Origin of the sequence: Zhenhengia sp. (assembly GCF_046966505.1) — a bacterium.
In the GTDB taxonomy this organism is placed as follows: domain Bacteria; phylum Bacillota; class Clostridia; order Lachnospirales; family Cellulosilyticaceae; genus Zhenhengia; species Zhenhengia yiwuensis.
In genome coordinates, this window is sequence record NZ_JBKVCH010000008.1 from 87,756 (window position 1) to 110,566 (window position 22,811).

The 22,811-nt window shown below is 37.0% G+C and carries 12 protein-coding genes; 10 read left to right on the top strand and 2 right to left on the bottom strand.

What is annotated here, in order from left to right; translation table 11 throughout:
- Positions 1-584 precede the first annotated feature (584 nt).
- Complete coding sequence (locus ACLTBU_RS10340; RefSeq protein WP_177671880.1) at positions 585-2,363, bottom strand: ABC transporter transmembrane domain-containing protein; 1,779 nt, start codon at positions 2,361-2,363, stop codon at positions 585-587.
- Complete coding sequence (locus ACLTBU_RS10345; RefSeq protein WP_412218796.1) at positions 2,364-4,124, bottom strand: ABC transporter ATP-binding protein; 1,761 nt, start codon at positions 4,122-4,124, stop codon at positions 2,364-2,366.
- 158 nt (positions 4,125-4,282) lie between these two features.
- On the opposite strand from ACLTBU_RS10345, the gene ACLTBU_RS10350 reads away from it, so the two are divergent.
- The 10 genes from ACLTBU_RS10350 to ACLTBU_RS10395 all read left to right on the top strand — a co-directional run bounded on the left by ACLTBU_RS10350 (position 4,283) and on the right by ACLTBU_RS10395 (position 22,202).
- Complete coding sequence (locus tag ACLTBU_RS10350; RefSeq protein WP_412218798.1) at positions 4,283-5,146, top strand: AraC family transcriptional regulator; 864 nt, start codon at positions 4,283-4,285, stop codon at positions 5,144-5,146.
- A 257-nt stretch (positions 5,147-5,403) separates the two neighbouring features.
- Positions 5,404-10,497: a M60 family metallopeptidase gene (locus tag ACLTBU_RS10355; protein WP_412218800.1), complete on the top strand. Its 5,094-nt coding sequence runs from the start codon at positions 5,404-5,406 to the stop codon at positions 10,495-10,497.
- Positions 10,484-11,677 carry an S-layer homology domain-containing protein gene (locus ACLTBU_RS10360; protein WP_412218802.1) on the top strand — a complete coding sequence of 398 codons (1,194 nt, stop codon included), beginning with the start codon at positions 10,484-10,486 and terminating at the stop codon, positions 11,675-11,677. Before ACLTBU_RS10355 ends, ACLTBU_RS10360 begins: the two co-directional genes overlap by 14 nt.
- Before the next feature lie 234 nt (positions 11,678-11,911).
- Positions 11,912-13,456, top strand: a complete 1,545-nt coding sequence (locus tag ACLTBU_RS10365; protein WP_412218803.1) for an alpha-amylase family glycosyl hydrolase — start codon at positions 11,912-11,914, stop codon at positions 13,454-13,456.
- 59 nt (positions 13,457-13,515) lie between these two features.
- Positions 13,516-14,811, top strand: a complete 1,296-nt coding sequence (locus ACLTBU_RS10370; protein WP_412218805.1) for a maltose ABC transporter substrate-binding protein — start codon at positions 13,516-13,518, stop codon at positions 14,809-14,811.
- A gap of 664 nt (positions 14,812-15,475) precedes the next feature.
- Positions 15,476-16,420 (top strand): carbohydrate ABC transporter permease, encoded by a 945-nt coding sequence (locus tag ACLTBU_RS10375; protein ID WP_412218806.1) that lies wholly within the window; start codon positions 15,476-15,478, stop codon positions 16,418-16,420.
- 1 nt (position 16,421) lies between these two features.
- The gene (locus tag ACLTBU_RS10380; protein ID WP_412218807.1) at positions 16,422-17,315 is read left to right on the top strand and encodes a sugar ABC transporter permease; all 894 of its coding nucleotides are present in this window, start codon (positions 16,422-16,424) and stop codon (positions 17,313-17,315) included.
- Between the two features lie 6 nt (positions 17,316-17,321).
- Positions 17,322-18,347: a LacI family DNA-binding transcriptional regulator gene (locus ACLTBU_RS10385; protein ID WP_412218808.1), complete on the top strand. Its 1,026-nt coding sequence runs from the start codon at positions 17,322-17,324 to the stop codon at positions 18,345-18,347.
- A 4-nt stretch (positions 18,348-18,351) separates the two neighbouring features.
- Positions 18,352-19,833, top strand: a complete 1,482-nt coding sequence (gene malQ / locus ACLTBU_RS10390) for a 4-alpha-glucanotransferase (RefSeq protein WP_412218809.1) — start codon at positions 18,352-18,354, stop codon at positions 19,831-19,833.
- Complete coding sequence (locus ACLTBU_RS10395; protein ID WP_412218810.1) at positions 19,830-22,202, top strand: glycogen/starch/alpha-glucan phosphorylase; 2,373 nt, start codon at positions 19,830-19,832, stop codon at positions 22,200-22,202. The genes malQ and ACLTBU_RS10395 overlap by 4 nt, the downstream gene beginning before the upstream one ends.
- The last annotated feature ends 609 nt before the right edge of the window (positions 22,203-22,811 follow it).

The window sequence follows — 22,811 nt, forward strand, 5'->3', positions numbered from 1 at the left end:
ACCTCCCAAAAACAAAAGGCGTGGAGAAAACGCTGTAATACTCTTTCTGCCCTATCCCAAGCAAAACGAAACGCTAGGCTATTCCTTCCAAGAACATGAAAAGAGGGAGAGGGGCTCTGTAATACACCTTTGAAGCTTTGGGGAAGAACTTCAGGAGCTAGATAGCAAGATGTACTTAGCTGCACTGTCTGAGCGACAGCGAGTTTGCAGCGTTATCTTGTTAGATAGCGACTAGAAGTTCTCCAAAAGCGGAAAGTAGTGTATGGAAGAGTCACTCTCCCGCTTTTCACTTACCCTATACAGAGTATAAGGACACCCTCCCCAAAGAGCTAAGGGGAGAAACGAAACCCTAGGCTATTCCTTCCACAAACAAAGAGAGGTGGATGGGACTCTGTAATACACCTCTGGAATCTTTGAATAGAATTTCAGGAGCAAGATAAAGAGATGTACTTAGCTGCACTGTCTGAGCGAAAGCGAGTTTGCAGCGTTATCTCTTTAAATTGCGACTAGAAATTCTTCAAAGATGGAAGTTAGTGTATGGAAGAGTCTCATCCACCTCTCATGTAAGTTGAAGGTAGCTTATGCTACGCTCTAAGCAATTCATATTGTGTTGTATAAAGATGACAATAGCCACCGCCTTTAGCGATAAGTTCATCATGTGTACCCATTTCTAAGATTTGACCATCTTGGATGTAAATAATCTTATCGGAATTTTTAATAGTAGAGAGTCTATGAGCGATAACGAATGATGTTCTACCTTTAAGGAGCTCATCAAGTCCTTGTTGAAGAAGTACTTCAGTTTGGCTATCAATACTAGAAGTGGCTTCGTCTAGAATAAGGATTTTAGGGTTAGCAAGAAGTGCTCTTGCAAAGGAGATAAGCTGTCTTTGACCTACTGAAAGTCTATCTCCACGCTCATTAACGACTGTTTCATAGCCGTGTTCAAAAGTCATAATAAAGTCGTGGGCTTTAACCACTTTAGCAGCTTCAATAACTTCCTCATCTGTCGCATCCAGTCTACCGTAGCGGATATTTTCCATAATTGTACCAGAGAAAATGAAAGAGTCTTGCATCATAATACCCATTTGGCCTCTAAGAGAAGTAAGGGTAACTTTGCTAATATCGTGCCCATCAATTAAGATGCGACCATCGTTAATATTGTAGAAACGACTAATGAGGTTGATAATGGTTGTTTTACCTGAACCTGTAGGTCCTACAATAGCTACACGTTCACCAGGTTTAGCTTCAAAGCTAATACCTTTTAGAATCATTTCATCCTCTTCATAAGCAAATTTGACATCTTCAAATTCTACATGACCTTCGATTTTAGGAAGCTCAGTTGCATCATCACAGTCATGTACAGTTGGTTTTTCATCCATAAGTTCAAAGATACGCTCAAGGTTTGCCATAGCATTAATAATGGTGTTATAGAAGTTACCAAGGTTGGTAATAGGACCCCAGAAACGCCATACATAAGCTACGAAAGCAACAAGAAGACCAACTGAAATATCATCGACAAAGATAAATACAGCACTGAAGTAAACAAGTGCAACAGTAAGTGTTGCTACGTTATCCATAATAGGCCAAACTAAGAAGTTTAGTTTAACAGCGCCTAGCCAAGCATTACTGTATTCCTGACACACGTGTTCATTCACACGCATACTTTCTTCTTCATGGGCAAAGGCTTGTGTAACACGCATACCATTAATACTTTCACTTACATAAGCATTCATATTAGATTGCTTCGTACTAAGTTTTTGATGCGCCTTTCTTTGAAGCGCTTTAAGTGGGTACATGATACTCATAAGAATGGGTACACCAATTAAGCTGACAAGTGCAAGCCTTGTATCAAGTACAAACATAAACACCATTGTTAAGATAATGCTGAAAATATCTGCTACTAAGTTAACAAAACCGTTACTTAATAAATCACTTAAAGAGTTGATGTAGTTTACAACCCTTACGAGAATTTTCCCGTGAGGACGGTTATCGTAATATGTAAAAGGTAATTTCTGAAGGTTTACAAATAGGTCATGACGCATATCAATTAAGATATCTTGACCTACACGCCCCATCGTTATAAGACGGTTTTTCATAATCCAGCTAATGCCTATAAGAGATAAAATAAAGGCTATTGTAGCGATGCAAAGTCCTGTTAAATCTTTAGCTGGAATTAAATCATCTAAAGCTATTTTAATAATATAAGGGCCTAAAAGGCCAAGTAAACTTGAAATAACCATGAGGAACATACACCATATGATAGGTTTTAAATAGGGTCTCATATAATCATAAAGGCGTCTCACATGGTACATGTTAAAGCCTTGTTCTAACGTTTCATCTTGGTCGAAGGTATTACGTGCCATCTAGTTCGCCTCCTTTTGTGTAAGCTCAGCAAGTTCTTCATCAAAGTCACCAAACTGTGTATTAAATACTTTGTAGTATTCACCTTGAAGTGCCATCAGCTCATCATGTGTACCTTGTTCAATAACGCGTCCACGTTTAAGTACAAGAATAAGGTCCGCTGCTTTAACAGAAGAAATACGGTGTGCAATGATAAAAGTTGTACGCTTACGTGTCGATTCGTTAAGTTTTTGTTGGATTTTCATTTCTGTTTCCATATCAAGAGCAGAAGTTGTATCATCTAGGATAAGCACTGAAGGGTCTTTAATAAGGGCACGCGCAAGAGCAATACGTTGTCTTTGCCCACCAGAAAGACCTACCCCTCTTTCACCTACGATGGTGTCATAGCCTTCAGGCATGTTGCGGATAAAGCTATCGGCTTCAGCCATAGCGGCGAATTGTTGAATTTGGCCTGATGAAGCACTTGGTACACCATAGCGAATATTAGCTTCAATGGTATCAGAGAAAAGGAAGACCTCTTGCATAGCCATAGCAATGCTTTCACGTAGTGTTTTAATATCATAGCTACGAATATCTTTGCCATCCACAAGGACCTGACCACTAACAGGTTCATAGAAACGACAGATTAAATTAATTAAAGTAGATTTACCAGCACCAGTATGACCGATAATACCAATGGTTTGGCCTGGTTCCGCTTTAAAGGATACTTTCTTAAGCGCATCGGTATCTTCAAAACTGAAAGATACATTTTTGAACTCGATTTTACCTTTAATACGCTCAGGGGCATGTGCGTCTTCATGGTTCTGAATTTTAGACTCAGTCGCTAAAAGTTCACGGATTTTAGCTGAAGCAGCAATGAAGCGCTGTGAGTCATTAATTAAGTAACCAGCAGAACGCATAGGGTTATTAAGTGCCCAAAGTAAACCGTTAAAGATCATAAGGTCACCTATTGTCATTTGATCATAAATAACTAAGATTCCACCTACAAAAATCATAACAACAGTCAAGAAGCTTGCTAAGAATTCTAGAATAGGTAAATAGTGCTGTGTTACATGAACAGTGTCCATATTTGCTTCTTTATAAAAGGCATTTTGTCTATTAAATTTTTCAATTTCATAGTTTTCCTTAGAAAAGGCTTTAACGATACGGTTACCACTGATATTTTCTTGTACAACAGAGTTAAGTCTAGAGTAAGCTTCTCTGGCTTTGTGGAAAGTAGGCCCAATACGTTTACTCATTTTCATTGTAAAAAGTACAATGAATGGGCAAACAAGAAGCATGGCTAAAGTGAGTATAGGGTTAATAAACCACATACACACAATCCCGATTACAAATACACTTACATTGTATAAGATATTATAAACAACCCAGGCAATAAAGTGTCTAAGCAGGTCAGTATCACCTGTCATACGTGCCATAAGGTCACCCGTTTTCATTTGTTTGTAAAAGTCTACATCTAAAGTTAGAAGCTTATCAAATAAGTCCTTTCTAATACGTAACAAGATGTTTTGAGAGATACGCTCAAAGTTCATTTGGTAAGTATACGATACGATGTTTTTAACAAGAGCTGTTGCAATTGTTACAAGTAGAATAGGTACTAAGATATTTGTTTCGCCACCTTCTAATACGCGGTCAACAATAGTACCACCTAGGATAGGGTTAATCATACTGATTAAAGCTGCTATAAGTACTAAAACAAGGCATGCGCCATATCTAAACTTATAGTCTTTCAGATATCCCCATATCCATTTAAATGTCTCCATATATGTCCCTCCTAATAAGTTAATTCAAACTAACACAGTTCATTATATAAAAAATGGTAGAAATAAAAATGTATTATATTAACCTATTGCTGTATTTTCTTATCATGGTATACAATAGTTTTAAAGTATAATATTAATGGAAGTAAAAGAGGGTTGTTATGTTAATTCCCATACAGTGTATAGATTCGTTTAATCCGCATGTTATGTTTATTATTCATGCAGTAACCAATAAAGATAATGTTTACCCAACTACCTATCATACGCATGATTTTGTAGAAATTTCCATAGTCACTTCAGGTCAGGCTCACTATACCATTGAAGGGGAACACTATGTGCTTAAAAAAGGGGATGTCATGGTATTTAATCCGGGTGTACATCATCAGGCATTAGTAGATGCAAGTATAACATGTACAGAGTTACATATTGGTATAGGTAATCTTAATATAGACTGTAATGCACCTAATTATATGAAATCCTTAAGTTGGCCACCTATTGTAACCATTGAGAAATATAGAAATGAATTCGAGCAGTGCTGTAAAGAAATAGAGAAAGAACAGAGATTAAGAGAGCTTGGACATAGCTTTATGCTTAAAGCATTAGTGATGAAGCTGATTTTAATTCTTTACCGTGAAATGGATGAATGCAGTCAACCACCATCTTTAGAAGCTTCACAATTTGCAAGCAGAGATAAGAAAGTTATCGTACAAAGTCTTATTGACTATATGAGTTCTTATTATATGGAAGATATATCTCTTGATAATATTTCAAAAAATATGTATTTAAGTCCTGTTTATATTTCTAAAATTTTTAAAGAAGAAACAGGAACTTCCCCTATTAATTATCTCATTCAAATTAGACTTGAGAAGGCTAAGCAAATTTTAGAAAACAATACCATACCTATTAATATGGTAGCTAAAGCGGTAGGCTATGAAGATGCTTATTACTTCAGTAAGCTTTTTAAGAAATACTATGGTATGTCCCCGTCAACATATGGGAAACAAAAGATTGCCCAGAAAAAATAAACTTTTTAGGGATTAAATACCCCCTCATTTTGCTGATTGCGAAGTGAGGGGGTATTTTCAGCATTTTAATCCATGTTATCGTTATCCCAGTATGTATAAAAATGAATAAGTTGTTAATAACAAGTTGCCAGGCAGTTAAGAAAAGGTAAATTTTTGCTTGTCATATGTATATAGAAATGCTAGTATAGTAAAGAAAAAAGATTAGATGATAATTAATATTTTTAGTAGCAACTATAAATATGAAAAGGAGTGAAAGAGTGCCAAAATTAATTCGAAAAATGGCAATGATTTTATCATGTGCGATGATGGTACAAACATTTACACCATTAACAGCAGTATATGCACGTGAGACCGTAGATATTAAGGCCCAAGATGCTAATGCTAAGGGTAATATATCTACTTCTATCAGATTTGACTATCCATTTGCTTATAAAAAAGTAAAGAGTCAAGATATTAAGGTAAGCTTAAAAAAAGGTAATAGTAGTATAGTAGAAATACAACTTGGAGCTAAGCCAGAAGTAACTAAGAATCTAGGGAATTACCCTGTAGAAATCGTTGCTAAGAATGTTCACGATGTGGAAATGACTACAGAAGATGTCATAGGTTCTTACTACATCAATATAAAAGATCTAGAGCTAGGTACATATAACTTCGTATATGAAGGTGAAGGCTATAAAACTTATACCTCAGAAGATATCATCATCAGCGATTATTCAAAAAATGTAACTGTAGGGACAGGTGATGCTACTTTTTCTTATGGAGACATTAATGGAGATCAAAAGGTAACAGAAGATGACCTTAAGGAAATAGAACAAAATATAAAAGATGGTATTCATGATCATGATATTAACGGAGATGATAAAGTTGATATTGTAGAATTAACATATGTGAAACAACAGCTTGAAGCTAAAGGGGAAGAAGTACAAACGGATTTAGCGGCTATTATTTCACAAAGTGTTATGGTATCCGTTGATGAATCCATTAAAGATGCAGGGCTTGAAATTGCTGATGGAAATAGTGTAGCAGATTTATTCACAGGCGAAACTCAAGTTAAAATACAAAAAACTTCAGATGAAGGAAAACTTGAGATACCCATTAATCTAGGTGATAAAGGTATAGAAGCACAAGTGATTGAGCTTGTATCCCCTGTAGCTGAAGGTGGACTTGAAGGTGGAACTGTCATTGTTGAGTATGAGGAAAATGGCGAAACAAAAAGAGAGATCCAAACTTTTGGTTCATCAGTAGAAGGCTATAAAGGTATAAGATACACTGGACGCTCAGAAGATAAAAATAAGATTGTTATTAATCTTGGAAAAAGAGTTCCGGTGAAACGAGTAACCGTTTCAGTAGATAAGGTAGTTGGGGAAGATGGAAATCCTAGCTATGTTGTAATGGAAGAGGTATCCTTTGTTAAGGATATTGCATCCAATGTATCCCCTAATGATAAGACTGCAATTAAAAATGTTATATTAACTGAAGAGAATGAAGCTATTACCCTTGAATGGGATCCAGTTCCAAACGTAGAAGGCTATAGAGTATTTTATGGGGAAAAATCAGGCGAGTATACAGGTGAGTTAAATGTAGATGAAGCACGTGCAACCGTAAAAGGGCTTGAAAACTTAACACCTTACTACTTCATGATTAGAGCTACATCAGAGGAATGGATGGGAACACCATCAGAGGAATACAGAGGTATTCCACAACCTTCAGAAAAACCATTACCTCCAGATTTCTTAAAAGTAGAAGAGATGAATGGTGGGCTTAAACTTAACTGGGGAAAAACAGACAATGCTACTTATTACAAAGTATTTTATAAGGAAGCAAGTGCAGATGATACAGCCTATAAACAATTTGTACCTGCAGGAAGTGCAGATGGTAAAATAACAGCTACTTCAGCCGTTATAGGTGGCCTTACAAATGATGTAGAATATAACTTATATGTTGTTGCAGGTAATAGCATAGGTGAGAGTGGACGCTCACTAGTCGTGACAGGAACACCAGAGAAAGTTACACTTGAAGGACCTATTTTACCAACTAAAAATAGAATAAGTGTAGATGAGATTATAGATGTACAACTTGCAGATCGTAACAATGTCGATATGCAATTCTATCCAAATGGATTTAATCAAAAGTATGATTTAACAGATACAAAAGATGGTATTAAAAACGTAGTAGATGGTGACTATGCATCACACTGGACAGCAAGAATATGGTGGGAATCTGGTCAAATCAACTTTACTTTTGCAGAGCCACATGAGATGAACTATGTTGTTTATGTACCAAGATTAGATGGCAGCTACGCAGACGTTGTTAAGAGGTACCATATTACTGTATGGGAAGAAGGCGATGATTTATCAGGACCTGGAAAAGAAATTGTAACAGATAAGTGGTATAAAGTTAGAACAGATAAAAATGGACAACAATATGCTATCTTTGAATTCCCAAAAACAAAGGTAAAGAAAATTGGTGTAAGAGGTAGAATCTTTGATGGAGCAAGAGTAGAGGCTAGTGCATCAGAAATCGCATTCTATGACTATTATAGTGTAGATGGGGAAATCAGAGCATTATTTGCAGATGATGCCCTTACAACTTTAGCACCAGGTGTAACACAGGAAGATATCGACGCTATTCGAGCAAAATTAGATGATGAAGATTCTTATTATGTAGATTCTGCTATTTTAAAGGATGAACTTGATTTAGCAGAGGCCTTACTTGCAAAGGATACTTCTAAGTTAGGGATTATTAAAAATAATTTTGTATCGATTGATGCAAGTGGTGATGTGAAACGTATTAATGATTGGAGCCCATTAGGTATAGTAGGATTTGCAGGTAAGAAAGTAGCAATCTATGCAGATATTCCAGAGGGAGAAACATTACATCTTATACCAACTCAGTATTATTCAGAAGCAAACTCACTATCAGGGGATGCTATTGAGCTTACAAGGGGTAGAAACATCATTGAAATCGAAAAGATAGGAAACCTTAAAGTGACAGCTGGTGGTTCATTCTATTACAGATACTCAGGTAACAAAGGTGACCAAATTAAGTTACACATTCGAGATACTGAGGGAGCAGTAAAAGAAATCCCAACTTTAGAACTTTATAACTGGTATGAATTAAGCGAAACAGAAAGAAAAGCAAGAATATCAAAATATATTGATGATCTTGTAGCATATGCGCCTAATAAACTAAACAATAAAGATACGAACCCAGCAAACTCTACAGAAATATCAGGAAGAAATATCCTGTTATCTCTACCAGCAGATCAAGTACTTGCAGGTATTACAGCTGCTACACCAGATAAAGATGCTCAAATCGAGAAACTTTACAATAATATGCTTGCTTGGGAAGAAGTGATTAAGATCACACATACTACATATGGACTTGATAATCCATTAGATGTCCTTAAGAGCAGACAAAATATAAGATATATGAGAATGTTCGCTAATGCATTTATGTATGCAGCAGGTAGCCATATTGGTGTTGGATACGGTTCAACAGGTGCATTAGTACAAGGAAAACCAACATCTGTAACAGGTGAAGGCAATGCAAATGGTCTATTTGGATGGGGAATTGCCCATGAAATTGGTCATAACATGGATAGATTAGGCAAGGCTGAAATTACAAATAATATTTATTCACTTATGATGCAGACTTATGATGGGAAAGATAATATGCTTCCATCAAGATTAGAGTTATCAGACAAGTACCAAGACATTTATAAAAAAGTCGCAGTAGGCGATAAAGGAATGTCAAACGATGGATTTACACAGTTAGGTATGTACTGGCAATTACATCTTGCCTATGACAATGGTGCAGATGATAAAGACAATGGACCATTAAGTTTCTATAATAAATTATTCAAGGTATACGATAGTGGTAAAGTAAATGGCTTTACTGGAGATGATAAGTTCGCAGTAGCTGCAAGTATGGCGGTAGAAAAAGACTTAACAGAATTCTTCACCAAGTGGGGTATGGACTTATCAGATGCTGCAAAAGCAGAGATGAAAAATTACTCTCAAGAAGAAAGAAAGATTCAGTACCTTACAGATGAGTCAAGAAGATATAGATTAAATGGTGGTACGGGAATCCAAGCTATGGAATTTGATGCAACGGCATCTGTTGCAGACCTTTCCGAAGGTGAATCAAATGCAAATAAAGTTAAGATCACCATTCGTTCAGATAAAAGTATTAAAGAGGATTTATTAGGATATGAAATCTTCAGAGATGGTAAACAAATTGCCTTTATTACAGACACTACTTATGAGGATGTAATAGGCTCAGCTAATAATAAAGCATTTAAATACGAAGTAAGAGCCATTGATTCACTAGGAAATATAGTAAATGCTGACGTTAATAATGGAAAAGTAAATGCAGGGCAAGTTCGAATTGAGCATGACAATGTTATTGATAGAAGTCAATATCGTATTGAATTTGTAGGCGGAGATGCTTTAACAACTACAGGACCAGCTTTAACAACTACAGGACCAGCCCTAATCTTATCTTTCAATAAAAAGACACCAGTAACAGGTATTAGGGTAAAAGCTAAAAATAATAGTACCTTACCTGAGGGAACATTTGAGATAGCAGTAGGTAAAAAAGCAGGAGATGGATACAATTATCTGACAGCTAAAGAAGGTGACTTTGAGTTTAATGAAGCGGCAGATGCAAGCAAATTCATTACTTACTTCAATAAACCTGGAGCATCTTCAAAAGATACAAGAATTTGGACTTATGATGCTGATGTAATCCGTATAATAGGTGAAAACATTGATGAAGAGTTCCTTAGCCAATTTGATGTTGAACCATTAAGTTACCCTGGTGATAATGTAGCCTTTGAAGATTACAAAGTAGGTATTATGGGACAAGACTATGAGTATGATGATGTAGATGGTGTGAGTGCAATTGAAGAAGGCACACTTGTTATTGTAGGTACTTATAGAGGGGACCCACTTTATAATACTATTCATATTGTAGGTAGATACGCTGAAAAATCAGGCTTAGATGAAGAGATGACTTATGTAGAAAGACCTATTAATGGTGAACTCTTAATGTTTGCTGAAGTACCTGAAGATGGTGAAACAAGTGATATTAGTGATGGATTATTTATCTTCATCCCAGATGTGCAAAAAGAAGAAGAACTACAAGGTGACTGTTCACAGTTAAGTGTGCTTCCAACAGAAATTATGGCGAAGATGTATAGATATGATACAACTGCACATACTGGAACACCAAGGGTAACAAGTACAACATTATGGTATGGAACACCTTCTTATGATTCTATGCCAGAGATTATACTTAATCAGGGAGCGACATCATTAATACAGGAGGACATGTATGAAGAGAACTAAATTTGCCTCAGTTATTGCAGCAATGCTTATATTTGGAAGTAGTACCGTATTCGGTGCTACTCCAAGCATTAATTTACACAATAATACCAACAACACTGTAACAGTAAAAGTTCAGGATATCCCAAAAGACATCTATGGTATTCAAATAGAGCTTTTAACTAAAGATACACTTACAGAAGATGTTGTGTTCGAGCCAAAAGATAAAGAGGCTTATAGCTTTACTGTAAGAGACGGTAATAAATTAAGCATATATATTACAAGTAATCAATTATTGAACCTAGGTAGAGAAGCTATTTTAGGAGACTTAATAGATATGCGTAACGATCAATTCCTAGATTCGGCAAGCTATAAAGTCGTTGATTATTTCCTATCTCCAATAGATACACCAAATGTAGGAGTAGACCGAACAGATGAGAATACTGGTGTGGAACCAGAGAAACCAGTAGAGCCGGAGAAACCAGTAGAACCGGAAAAACCAGTAGAACCAGAAAAACCAAGTAAGCCAAATAAACCAAGTGATTCAAATAACTCAGGCGGATCAAGTAGTTCAAGTGGATCAAATAAACCAAATAAACCAAGCGACAAGGTAGAGCCAGAACAACCAGTTGAGGAAGAGAAACCAGTAGTACCAAGCGTACAATTTGCAGATACACAGGGGCACTGGGCTTCAGAGGCAATTGGAAAAATGGCAGGACGTGGTATCTTAAAAGGTTATGAAGATGGTACTTTTGGACCAAGTAAACAAATTACAAGAGCTGAATTTGCAGCTGTCGTAGCACGTGCATTTGGATTTGAAGGGACAGCAGCAACATCACCATTTAAAGATGCGCAGCTCGGTAAATGGTATACAGAACCAGTTGTAAACTTATATGAAAAAGGTATTGTAACAGGACGTCCTGATGGAACATTTGGTGCAAACGATTCAATCACAAATGAAGAGATGGCAGTAATGATTTCAAGATCACTTACAGCATTAGCCGTGGAACTTGAAGGAGAAAGAAGCTACGTGCCATTTAAAGATGCAGATACAATTAGCTCATTTGCACAAGATGCAGTTAAAGAGCTTTATGAAGCAGGTATTATAAGTGGAATGCCTGATGGTACATATAAACCAAAAGACTCTACTACAAGAGCACAAGTGGCAGTCATTATGGATCGTATTTTAACCCTTTTAGATTGAGTAAAATGGATCTAACCTAGTTTATTTACTCTATGAAATTAAAAAAGCAACTTAGTTAAAAGACTAAGTTGCTTTTTTTATAAGGTATATATGAATAGCAATAAAGTTATATATTTAATAATTTTATTTATTTAAAATAGTTAAAATATTGTATTGAAAAATATTGGGTATTCATATATTATATGAGTAACGGTACCAGAACTGATTCCAAAACAAGTTTCAGGAGGTGAGTCTTTGCATAAAAAGAGGCACATTTTAATAGGAGGTATATTACTTGCAGTAGCTTTAATAGGTTCACTTGTGGCAGTAACTTTATTTAAGCCAGAAAGTATAAGTTATGAGAGCTATAATGGGCGTGTATTCTATGAAATATTTGTGAGGGCTTTTTATGATTCAGATGGGGACAGAATAGGAGACTTGCAGGGGGTTACACAAAAACTAGACTACTTAGAGGATTTAGGAGTAAGGGGCATTTGGCTTATGCCTATTACAAAAGCTACAAGTTATCATGGATATGACACAGAAGATTATTATGCCATTGATGAAGATTATGGAAATATAGAGGATTTGAAAGTACTTCTAGAGGAGGCACATAAAAGAGATATTAAAGTAGTCATGGATTTAGTGATTAATCATACTTCATGGGAGCATCCTTATTTTAAAGAAGCAAGGGAAAATGAAAATAGCCCTTACAGAAATTATTACATATGGACAAAAGATATGGAAAAGAAGCTTGAACGCTCACCTATGTCTACACTTGCCTGGGCACAAAATGGCAATAAAGATGAACTCTATTATGCCGCGTTTTATGAAGGAATGCCTGATTTGAATTATGATAATCCCAAAGTAGAGGAAGAAATGCAGCAGGTTGCTAAGTATTATCTAGATTTAGGGATAGATGGATTTCGATTAGATGCAGCTAAGTGGATCTTTAATGAGAAAGAAAAAAATATCGAATTTTGGAACCGTTTTCAGGAGTATGTACACAGCATAAATGAGGAAGCTGTTTTAATAGGTGAAGTATGGGATGCCCCTTATAATATTTGTGAATATGCGGGGGTATTAGATTCTTTCTTTGACTTTAACATAGGTGGCACTTTAACTAATGCCATTAACAGTAGAACTCTATCTAATGTAGTTTATACGTATCAGTCTATAGAGGAAATGTATAAGGAAGAAGATCATACTTTTGTCTTAGCACCATTTTTGTCTAATCATGATCAAACAAGGGTGATGAATGTATTAGGCGAAGACGTAAATAAGATGAAAGTTGCAGCAGCTATTTATCTCAATCTACCAGGTACGCCTTATCTTTATTATGGAGAAGAACTGGGAATGACAGGGACTAAACCAGATGAAAGGATTAGAGAGCCTTTCCTGTGGAGTAGTACAGATGAGGATCAAAATACAAATTGGATAGATAGTTCTAATCCAAAGGAAAAGGTAGCACTTGATAAACAACTTGAAGATAAAGATTCACTTTACCAGTGGTATAAAGCACTCATTAACCTTAGAAATGAGCATAAAGCACTAAGTGTAGGAGAACTTGAGGAAGTAAATACACCTCATTCAAAGATCTTTGGGATGAAGAGGATCTATGAAGAGGAAGAGATTTATATACTGGCTAGCCTTAGTGATCAAGAGGAAAGTATAGAGCTAGAAGAAGGAATTTACAAAGTCCTTTTATCAAGTGAAGGCTTAGCAGAAGGAGTAGAACAGCAGATGACGAGTAAGATTACCTTAGTACCAAATCAAATTTTAATTGTATTAAAAAATTAAAAGTGTTATAAGGGCGAAAGCTTTTATATAAAACATTAACCATTAGGGGGAATTTCGTTATGGGTAAAAAGATGAAATTAGTAGCAGCTATGGCAGCTATGGTGTTAACAACAGGGGCAGTATTTGGATGCAGTAGCAGTGAGGCTAGCAAAGATACTGATAAAGAGGTAAAGCAAGAAGCTAATCAAGAAACAGATAAAAAAGAAGAAGCACCTAAAAAAGAAGAGGAAAAACCAGCAGAAAAACAAACACTTACTGTTTGGTCTCATCTTATGACACCAGAAGTAGAAGCGATTAGTGAATTAGCTAATAAATGGGGAGCAGAAAATAACGTAGATGTTAAAGTTCTTGAAGACCAATCTGACATGCAAGGTTTCCTTCAAGCAGCAAATAGTAAGAGCGGCCCAGATATTATGTTTGGCCTTGCTCATGATAACTTAGGAACATTCCAAAAAGCGGGCTTACTTGCAGAAGTGCCAGCAGGTAAATTTGATAATAGTGTTTATGCATCACAGGCTATTGTTGATGCTGTAACCATTAATGGTACACAATATGCAGTACCACTTGCACAAGAAAGTATTGCTTTATTCTATAATAAAGACCTTTGCGCTGAGGCACCACAAACATGGGATGAACTGGTAGAAATAGCAAGAGATAAAGGGTTCATGTTTAACGTTAACGACTTCTATCTTTCATATGGTATTGTAGCAGCTAATGGTGGCTATGTATTTAAGAATAATGATGGCACACTTGACCCAACAGATATTGGTTTAGGTAATGAAGGCGCTATTAAATCTTATCAATTTTTACAAGATTTAATCCAAAAAGAGAAATTCATGCCAGCAGATATTAATGATGATATTGCAAAAGGTGAATTCCTTTCAGGTAATACTGCTTTCTATATTTCAGGACCATGGAATGTAGCTTCTGCTAAAGATGCAGGCTTAAACTTTGGTATTGCACCACTTCCAAAGATGGGTGAAAATCCAACACCATCTTTCCTTGGAGTTCAAACGGCCTTTGTAAGTGCTAAGTCAGAAAAACAAGACCTTGCATGGGATCTTGTTAAATACCTTAGTGAAAATTCAGGTGAGACTTTATACGATGTAGGTAACAGAATCCCTGTTCTTACAGCTGTACTTAATAATGATAAAGTAGGTGCAGACGTTTATACACAAGGATTTGCAGCTCAAGCTAAAAATGCCGTGCCAATGCCAAACATCCCAGAAGTTGCAGCAATGTGGGCACCAGCAGCTGATAACATTAAACTTTTAACAGCTGGTCAAATTGATGCTGCAACATGCGGTAAGACTATTGCAGAGCAAATTGCAGTGGGAATTGCGCAGCAGAAATAAAGTAGGGGCATAGGAGAAGGTGGTTAGCAGATACTGTGAGTTCCATATACTGCTTCCATCTTTGAAGAATTTCTAGTTGTAAGCTAAGAACATCTCTTTAGCTTACTCCTGAAATTCTAATCAAAGATTCCAGAGGTATATTCCACCCACAGATCTGCAGGCACCTAGGCCCTATAGAAAGAGAAGGACGAAAGTTCTAGCTAAAAACTACGCAGGTGTATTACAGAGCTACCCCTTACCTCACACATGGACCTATACGGAAAAGACGAAAAAGAAGGAAAAGAGGATAAAGGAAATAGATAGAGTGAAAGGATAGCATGTAGCACCGGCTACCAACTAGTGGCCTGTATAGAGGCCAGTAAGAAGAGGTGAATACGGTAAGAAAGAGATTATAGGGTTAAACTCACACTTTAGGGGGAGGCGAACCTTCTAGGGTGTGTTAAAACAAAGGAAGTAAAGGTTAAGATAGGAATTTAAAGCAGGGACTTAGGGTATTAAGAGCTAAAGGTCAAAGATTACCTAAAGTGTTACATAAAGTGCACATAAAGGAAGGCGTAAGCTACTACTTGAAGGTAGTGTAGAATAAGGCGGGGTAAAGGGCAGTAGCTTAAAGTAAAGTATAAGGTGTTATAAGTAAAGGTTTATAAGGAAGAGGGGGAAGAGTATGGGAAGAGGAAAGGTGAGTAAGTCTGGGTTAACGTTTAGGAAGAGTCTTACGGGGTATAAATATTTAGCACCAGCGCTGATTTCTATTGGGATTTTGACGTTGTTGCCTATTTTGTATACCATTTATATTGCTTTTACGGATTATACAATCTATTCACAGGGTGAATATAATTTTGTTGGGTTTCAGAACTTTATAGATGCTATTAATGGACCTTTTAAAGATGTATTTTTCCCAGTGTTTGGATGGACTGTTGTATTTGCAGTTGTATCTACAGCAGGGTGCTTTTTAGTAGGGCTTGTATTAGCTATTATATTAAGTAATAAAAATATAAAAGAGGCAGGGTTTTATAAGGGTATTCTTATATTACCATGGGCTCTTCCTGTTACAGTTGCTATTCTTTCTTGGCAAGGTTTGTTTAACTCAAGCTATGGTGCCATCAACTCTATTTTAATGACCATGCATATTATCAAGGAGCCTATTCAATGGTTATTGGATCCTTTCTGGGCTAGGGTAGGTATTTTAATTGCAAATATCTGGCTTGGATTTCCTTATATGATGAATGTATGCATGGGCGCTATTAGTGCTATTCCAGATGATTATTTTGAAGCTGCTCAGGTAGATGGGGCAAATAAGTTCATGCAATTTATTAAGATTACTTTACCCTCTATTGCGCAAACAGCTTATCCACTGCTTATTTCTTCTTTTGCATTTAACTTTAATAATTTTGGTTCAGCTTATCTTATTACAAAGGGTGGTCCAGCAAGACTTGGTAGCCAGTTTGCAGGGCATACAGACATATTAGCTTCTACAGTTTATAAGTTATCTACCACCTTTGGGCGCTATGATATGGCTGCTACTTTAAGTATTATTACATTCCTTGTTATTGGAACGATTTCCTTTATTCAAATGAGAGCATCAGGTCAATTTAAGGAGGTGGATTAAGATGAAGGGGCAAGCTATACTTAAAGGTTCACAAGAAGATTTAAGTTTTCTTGATAAAACCTCAAATCTCACCAAGCAGGAACGTATAGGGGCATGGTTCGAGCGTATTGTCATCTGGGTAGTTATTGCGATTACCATGTTCCCCGTTGTGGCAGTTGTATCTGCGTCTTTAGCAGATGGTGAAGTCTTTATTCAAAAGTCTGTTTTCCCGGAAAACTTTACCTTTAATAACTATGTGAGTGTCATCAAGGATACAGATTTCTTAGAGTGGATGAAAAACTCCCTCATCGTATGTACCACAGTTGCTTGTATCCAGCTAGCGCTTGCGGTGCCAGCAGCTTATGCGTTTTCTAAGCTTAAATTTATAGGGCGTAGAAATGGACTTATGAGCTTAATGCTCCTTCAAATTTTCCCAACAACTATGGCGCTTCCGGCTATATTAGGCATTGTGTACCGATTTGGGGGTATGGATAAATTATGGGTACTTATTCTCATTATTAGTGGTGGAAATGCTTATAATATATGGCTTCTAAAAGGGTTTATGGATGGGATTCCTAAGGAACTTTCTGAAGCGGCTTTGGTAGATGGAGCTTCTACATGGCAGGTTTTCACACGTATTATATTGCCGCTTACAAGAAATATGCTTATTGTTATCTTCTTATTTTCTTTTATAGCGCCTTATAGCGAATTTATTTATTCAGCAGCGCTTATTAAAGATCCGAGTGCCTTGACATTGCCACTAGGAATGGAACTGTTTATTAAAGATAAGTTTTCAACCAATTGGTCTTCTTATTCAGCAGCTGCTATTATGTCTTCTCTTCCTATTGTCATTATGTTTATGGCTTCACAAAAATATATTGCAAAAGGCCTGACTGCAGGTTCTGTTAAAGGATGATGAAAGGTGAACATTAAAGATATAGCAAAACTGGCTGGGGTAGGCGTTAGTACCGTATCAAGGGTACTTAACAATCATCCTGATGTAAAAAAAGAAACAAGAGATAAGGTACTAGAAATCATTAAAGAGCATAACTATGTACCTAACAATAGTGCAAGGATTTTAAAAAGTAATAATATGAAGCATATTGGAGTACTTGTAAAAGGGGTATTCAACCCCTTTTTCTCCGAAATGCTTAAGATTATAGAGATGCATATTAATCAGATAGGTTATACCATGATTTTGCATCATTACTATGATCAAAATGATTCCTATAGTAGTGAAGGGGAGGTGCTTGTCTCCTTTATTAAAGAAAAAAGATTGCAAGGTGTCATTTGCTTAGGAGGAAACTTTGAAGGGATTAGGGAAGAATCCTTTGAAGGATTAGATGTGCCTATTGTACTGACTTCAGTAGATAGTAGCATTCAAATAAGTTCGAACCTATTCTCATGTGTGGGAATAGACAATGAAAAAGCTGCTTATGAAGCTACTAACTATCTTATCCAAAAAGGACATAAGCATATAGGTATGGTATTAGGGGATGAATTTGATGCCGGGGTCAGTAACAGGCGTGCCATAGGTTATATGAGAGCTTTAGAAGAGAATCATATTCCTATTAATAAGGCTTATATTACACTAGGTGGATATGATTTTGAACCAGCTTATGAGAGTGTTAAGAAGCTTTTAAGTGAGGAAAAGCATATTACAGCAATCTTTGCTATTTCAGATATTATGGCCATTGGAGCAGGTAAGGCAGTGGTAGATTTAGGATATAAAATAGGGGAGGATATATCTATCCTAGGCTTTGATGGATTAGATATTGGTAAGTACTATAATCCAGCACTTACTACTATTAAGCAACCACAAAGGCAAATGGCCTGTGACAGCATTAACTTACTTGTCCAGATTATTGAAAAGAAATGTGAGAATCAAAGGTGTGTACTCGAAACAAAGCTTGTGGAGCGTATGTCTGTCTATAAACCAAAGGGGTGAGTGTATGAAAAGAGGAAGCGGTATTTTGATGCATATTTCATCTTTGCCGGGGAAATATGGAATAGGAACATTAGGAAAGTCAGCATATTTATTTGCTGACTTTTTAAAACAAAGTGGTCAGAAATATTGGCAGATACTGCCGCTTGGTCATACGGGATATGGAGATTCTCCTTATCAATGCTTCTCTGCTTATGCAGGTAATCCTTATTTTATTGATTTAGATAGATTAAAAGATGAGGGATTGCTAGAGGAAGAAGATTTAGTGCCACTACAAGAAGCCAGTAGTGAAAGAGTTGACTTTGAGAAGCTTTTCTATACTAAGTATCCTGTACTGAGGAAGGCCTATGAAAAAGGAAAAGATAAGTTTAAAGGCGAGATAGGAAAGTTTAGAAGTCAGAACAGAGCTTGGCTTGAGGACTATAGTCTCTATATGGCAGTTAAAGAAGCTATGAATAATAAAAGTTGGGTAGAATGGGATGAGCCTATTAAACAGCGTTATCCAGAGGCTTTAAGGACATATGGAACAAATCTAAAAGAGAAGATTGATTTTTGGGTGTTCATTCAGTATGAATTTTATAAGCAGTGGCAAGAATTAAAGGAATATGTTAATGGAATAGGCATAAAGATTATAGGGGACTTACCTATCTATATTGCAGCAGACAGTAGTGATACATGGGCTCATCCAGAGATTTTTCAGCTCGATGAGAAGAGAATGCCCATAGTAGTAGCTGGATGCCCACCTGATGCTTTTACAGAGGATGGTCAGTTATGGGGTAATCCTATCTATGATTGGGATTATTTAGAGCGTACAGGATATAAGTGGTGGATTAAACGTATGGAAGCATCGCTTAAGCTTTATGATGTTATTCGTATTGACCATTTTAGAGGATTTGAATCTTACTGGGCAGTGCCTTATGGAGAGGATACAGCCAGATACGGCAAATGGATAAAGGGGCCAGGGATAAAACTCTTTAATGCCTTGAAGATAGCTTTAGGAAACATGGACATTATTGCTGAAGATTTAGGATTTCTAACACAGGAGGTTTTAGATTTTAGGGAAGAGACAGGGTATCCTGGTATGAAGGTCTTACAGTTTGCATTTGATTCAGATGAGGAGAATGCTTACTTGCCGCACAACTGCATCAAAAATTCTGTTATATATACAGGAACCCATGATAACAGTACGATTAAAGGTTGGTTTAAAGACATAGAAAAAGAAGTAGGAGAACATGCGAGTAGTTATTTAAAGCTAGACCATGAAGAAGGTTATAACTGGGGATTTATTAGGGGGGCTTGGAGCAGTGTAAGTGACCTTGCGGTAACGCAGATGCAAGATATATTGGGGCTTGATGATACAGCTAGAATGAATAAACCAGGTATACTCGGAGGCAACTGGAAGTGGCGTATGAAGGAAGGTGTGCTCACGGACGAACTGGCTCAGCATATATATAGTATGACGAAGCTTTATGGGAGGAACCTATCATGATAGAAAAACAATGTATCAAAGAATATATGGAAATGTATAGTAAAATAGCTTATGGTAAGAACTTAAAATATGCTACGAAACCTGAGATATGGGGTGCATTAAGTACAGCACTTATGAGCCAGATCGTTGATAAGTGGCATGATACAAGAAAAGCATATAAAGCCCACAAAGCGGCTTACTATCTATCCGCAGAATATTTAATGGGAAGAGCACTTGGAAACAATCTTATTAATTTGCAGGTCTATGATGAAATTGCTGAACTTTTAAAGGAGCTAGGTGTTAATGTAAATGAAATTGAGGAAGTAGAAGAAGATGCAGCACTAGGCAATGGTGGGTTAGGTAGACTTGCAGCTTGCTTTATGGATTCAAGTGCCACCATGCATTTACCTGTACAGGGATATGGACTAAGATACAGAAATGGGCTTTTTAAACAATACTTTAAGGATGGAGGCCAGTTAGAAGAAGCGGATGAATGGCTTGGATATGGAGATCCTTGGAGTATCCGTAAAGATGATTACACAGTAGAAGTTAAATTTCAAGATATGACGGTAAAGGCTGTTCCCTATGACGTACCTATTATAGGCTATGGTGGAGAGACCATTAATACCCTTAGATTATGGCAAGCAGAGCCTTTATGTGAATTTGACTTTAACTTATTTAACAATCAACAGTATGATAAAGCTTTAGAAGAGAAAAACCGTACAGAGGATATTACGCGTGTACTCTATCCAAATGACTCGAATGAGCAAGGTAAACTCTTAAGGCTTAGGCAACAGTATTTCTTAGTAAGTGCGTCCATGCAAGATATTGTAAGAGATTTTAAAAAGCATCATGGCAATGTTTTTAATGATTTTGCTAAATGGCATGCTATTCAGCTTAATGATACACATCCCGTTTTAGCCATACCAGAGCTTATTAGGATTTTGGTAGATGAAGAAGGAGAGGAATTTGATAAGGCCTTAGACATTGCAAGGGCTACTTTTGCTTATACGAATCATACTATCTTACAAGAGGCCCTAGAGAAATGGGATATAAGGCTTATGGAGATACTGTTCCCTCGTATTTTGCAGATTATTAAGGCTATAGATGACAGGTTGCAAGCGGAGCTCGGTTATAAGGGATATACCATGGAAAAGATGAATCCGTGCTTGATTCTTAAGGATGGTAAAGTGCATATGGCCAACTTAGCTATTTATGTGGGATTTGCTCTTAATGGCGTAGCTAAACTGCATACAGAAATCCTAAAGGAAACAGAACTTCATCATTGGTATACACTCTACCCTTACAAGTTCCAAAACAAGACGAATGGGATCACTCCCAGAAGGTGGCTTCTATTAGCGAATAGAGAATTAGCTAATCTTATAACTAATAGATTAGGAAATGAAAATTGGGTAATAGATCTTACAAAGCTTAAACAGCTTACGAAATATATAGAGGATGAAGGCTTTTTAGAAGAGCTCATGGCTATAAAACATGAGAAGAAAGTTCAGCTTGCACATTATATTGAGGAGAAAGAAGGCATTACAATTGATCCAGATTCTCTCTTTGATATTCAAGTTAAACGTCTTCATGAATATAAGAGACAGCATCTTAATGCGCTTTATATATTAGATTTATACTTTAGATTAAAGGAAAATCCAGAATTAGATGTACCAAAGGTTACTTTCATCTTTGGCGCAAAGGCCTTCCCTGGCTACTATAGAGCAAAGAGTATTATTCGGCTCATTCTAGCTATTGCAGACCTGGTTAATAAAGATGAGGGAGTTTCAGGGAAGATGAAGGTCGTGTTTGTTTCCAACTATAACGTCTCTTATGCGCAGAAATTAGTGCCAGCAGCAGATTTGTCTAAACAGATTTCTACAGCTGGAAAAGAAGCATCAGGAACAGGGAACATGAAGCTTATGCTTAATGGTGCACCAACCTTTGGAACTTATGATGGTGCCAATGTAGAGATAGTAGGAGAGAGTGGAGAAGAAAACAACTTTATCTTTGGCCTGCGTGTAGAAGATATAGAAGAGCTTCAAAATAGTTACAATCCAAGAGCCTATTATGAGCAAAATCCGGATTTGAAGCGTGTACTAGATGCTTTAGTAGATGGCACACTAAATGACGGCGGTACTGGATGCTTTAGAGAGCTTTATGATTCTTTACTTAACGGCGTTAACTGGGATAAAGCAGACCAATACTACGTATTAGCAGATTTTAAAGCCTTCAAAGAGGAGCAGGAGAAAGTATTTGAGGCCTATAAGAATAAGAAAAAATGGGCACAAATGAGTCTCATGAATATTGCAAACAGTGGGGTATTCTCTAGTGATAGGACTATTATGCAGTATGCTAATGAAATATGGGGAATTAATCCTGTGGAGTAGAGGATGGGAAGAGAGGACTTAGGGTCCTCTTTTTTGTGTGAGGGTGGGGGCTGGGTAGGGGGTACTATTACGGTTTCTACTTCTAGAATGCTAAGAGCACCTAAACTTGATATACTTACAAACGCTCGAAACTCGCTGCGCTCAAACATCGCGCTAAAACCTGTAAGTACACCTTCATTAAGGTGCTCTAAGCAACCTTTCAAAGGAAACCTCCATAGTACCCCCTACGCAGCCCAGCGACCCGCAGAAGTTGGAAGAAGCGAACTAAATATGTCCTTTGGGAAAGGAAACCTCCATAGTAACCCCTACTCAGCCCAGCGACCCGCAGAAGTTGGAAGAAGCGAACTAAATATGTCCTTTGGGAAAGGAACCCCCCATAGCACCCCACCCAGTCCACCGGCTCAAAGAAATTTGGGGTAGCGAACTAAATAATTCTTTTAGGAAAGGCAGCCACCATAGTATCCCCTACCTAGCCCTTTGGCTCAAAGAAATTGGGAGGAGAGAACTAAATAGTTCCTCTGGGAGGGAGCATAGAGGAGAAGAAGAGGGATGATATTTGCGTAATATAAGAAATAAGGAGAAAACAAAAGAGAGAGGCTACGTAAGTGA

What these genes read in the sequence shown, in the direction of transcription:
- ACLTBU_RS10395 (WP_412218810.1), top strand. Translation starts at nt 19,830, where the DNA reads ATGATAGAAAAACAATGTATCAAAGAATATATGGAAATGTATAGTAAA.
- malQ (WP_412218809.1), top strand. Translation starts at nt 18,352, where the DNA reads ATGAAAAGAGGAAGCGGTATTTTGATGCATATTTCATCTTTGCCGGGG.
- ACLTBU_RS10370 (WP_412218805.1), top strand. Translation starts at nt 13,516, where the DNA reads ATGGGTAAAAAGATGAAATTAGTAGCAGCTATGGCAGCTATGGTGTTA.
- ACLTBU_RS10380 (WP_412218807.1), top strand. Translation starts at nt 16,422, where the DNA reads ATGAAGGGGCAAGCTATACTTAAAGGTTCACAAGAAGATTTAAGTTTT.
- ACLTBU_RS10360 (WP_412218802.1), top strand. Translation starts at nt 10,484, where the DNA reads ATGAAGAGAACTAAATTTGCCTCAGTTATTGCAGCAATGCTTATATTT.
- ACLTBU_RS10345 (WP_412218796.1), bottom strand. Translation starts at nt 4,124, where the DNA reads ATGGAGACATTTAAATGGATATGGGGATATCTGAAAGACTATAAGTTT.
- ACLTBU_RS10340 (WP_177671880.1), bottom strand. Translation starts at nt 2,363, where the DNA reads ATGGCACGTAATACCTTCGACCAAGATGAAACGTTAGAACAAGGCTTT.
- ACLTBU_RS10375 (WP_412218806.1), top strand. Translation starts at nt 15,476, where the DNA reads ATGGGAAGAGGAAAGGTGAGTAAGTCTGGGTTAACGTTTAGGAAGAGT.
- ACLTBU_RS10350 (WP_412218798.1), top strand. Translation starts at nt 4,283, where the DNA reads ATGTTAATTCCCATACAGTGTATAGATTCGTTTAATCCGCATGTTATG.